Below are 1734 nucleotides of genomic sequence, written 5' to 3' on the forward strand. Positions count from 1 at the left end.
CATCATTGGTACCGAGCGTGAAGTCAGCGACAAGCAGTGGACCAGCCGCCGTCTGCTGCTCAAGAAGGACGGAATGGGATTTTCCTTCCACGAAACCATCATCAAGGCAGGCTCCGAGCACACTTTCTGGTACAAGCACCATCTGGAAGCCGTTTACTGCGTTGCCGGTAACGGGCGCATCAAGGACCTCGCCACGGGTGAAGTTCACGAGATTACCAACGGTACCCTCTACGCCCTGGACAACCACGACAAGCACACCCTGTACGGTGGCACCGAGGACATGCGTCTGATCTGCGCCTTCAACCCGCCGGTGACCGGCCAGGAAGTCCATGACGAGGACGGCGCCTACCTGTCGGACACCAGCGATAACTGATCCGCCCTGATAGGGCGGCTGATCTGACCGCTGGCACGCCCTTACCAGCGAGCCCCGATCTTGGTGGCGCCACCACTGGCACGTTTGTCCGGCCTGCGCCTGGGCACTGGTACATAATGAGACGGGCTATGACCACAACATGGCTGCGGCTAGCATGTGAAAGCGCTATCGGAAGCACACAAGTACGTTAAACAGAGTTTCCACAGAGGTAGCCACCACCGCAATAGAGGAGGGGGCCATACACGTCCAATAATTTCCTATGGTGACATGGGCCCGTGCACGCGGCTGTAAAGCGCGTTTTCAAAAATGAAGGGATCTCAACGGCGGAAGTAACCACCTGGAGATTAGTAGCAGACGATCAATCAGCCATTGGTTTACCGAGCGAACGAACCAAAGCGCTTAGTGCGTCTCTTCGAACTGACTTTCCGCTGTAGATCAGGGGCGTGGTTGTATCGGGGCTTTCTTAACAGCCAATTTATGAACGCTTGCATTTCATCTCTACGGCCAAAAGCGGGAGATGATGACTTCAAGCTTTTTAGTGAGGTCAAAATGTACACTTTATTATTATCGGTTGATCGACGGAGCAAATCCCTTGCTCCGATGTACTGGTGTCCATCTTGCAAAACTACAGCGAAAACTCCGTCAGTGATGACGTTGATATAACTCCCCACGTCACCGGTGAAACTTCGGAGTGTTTGGGGCGGCTGCTCATTGGTGACGATGAGCCGCGGTTGCTTAACAGTTTGTGCTCGATATTGCGTGACAAGGGGTTCGAGGTCGACGGGGCCCAGGATGGCGACGCCGTCTGCCAGCGATTACGAGAGAATGCCTACGATCTGGTTTTGTTGGATATCCGCATGCCTGGGAAGAGCGGTTTAGAGATCATGGCCTGGTTGAAAGAAACGGGTGTTGACGCTCCGGTCATCATTATCAGCGGGCGTTCCGACTATCGCATCGTCAGGCAAGCATTCAAGCTGGGTGCCTGTGATTATCTAAGAAAGCCCTACGATGTAGATGAATTAATTCGGGCTGTCGGCGGCACGGTTTTGGAACGACGGCAGGCCCGTTCTCAGGCGGCTACGGGTAGGTCTAACCCCCTAACGGGCGAGTTTTTTAAACACACACTTGATCATCTTCCGGATCTGGTTTTTTCACTGGATGAGCGCAAGTGCATCAACTATCTGAATCATCACTCCGAGAGTCTCTTGGGATTACCGACGGAGGAGCTGATTGGCCAACCGTTTTCTCAGCTCGTTCATGAGGGTGACATCGCTAAGCTTCCACTGCTATTTGGTAAGAACGAGGTGGGAGAGCCAGTAACCCAAGAGATCAAGCTTAAAACCTACCATGGAGGGATCGGT

2 protein-coding genes are annotated in these 1734 nt (G+C 53.5%); both read left to right on the forward strand.

Annotated features, from left to right (window positions below; all coding sequences use genetic code 11):
- Position 1 precedes the first annotated feature (1 nt).
- Positions 2 to 373, forward strand: a complete 372-nt coding sequence (locus tag ABJM11_RS07550; protein WP_348294420.1) for an ectoine synthase — start codon at positions 2 to 4, stop codon at positions 371 to 373.
- Positions 374 to 990: 617 nt separating this feature from the next.
- Positions 991 to 1734 (forward strand): response regulator (locus tag ABJM11_RS07555; protein ID WP_348461493.1); only part of this gene is annotated, 744 nt, incomplete at its 3' end.

This window comes from Marinobacter sp., assembly GCF_039977835.1.
In the GTDB taxonomy this organism is placed as follows: Bacteria; Pseudomonadota; Gammaproteobacteria; order Pseudomonadales; family Oleiphilaceae; genus Marinobacter.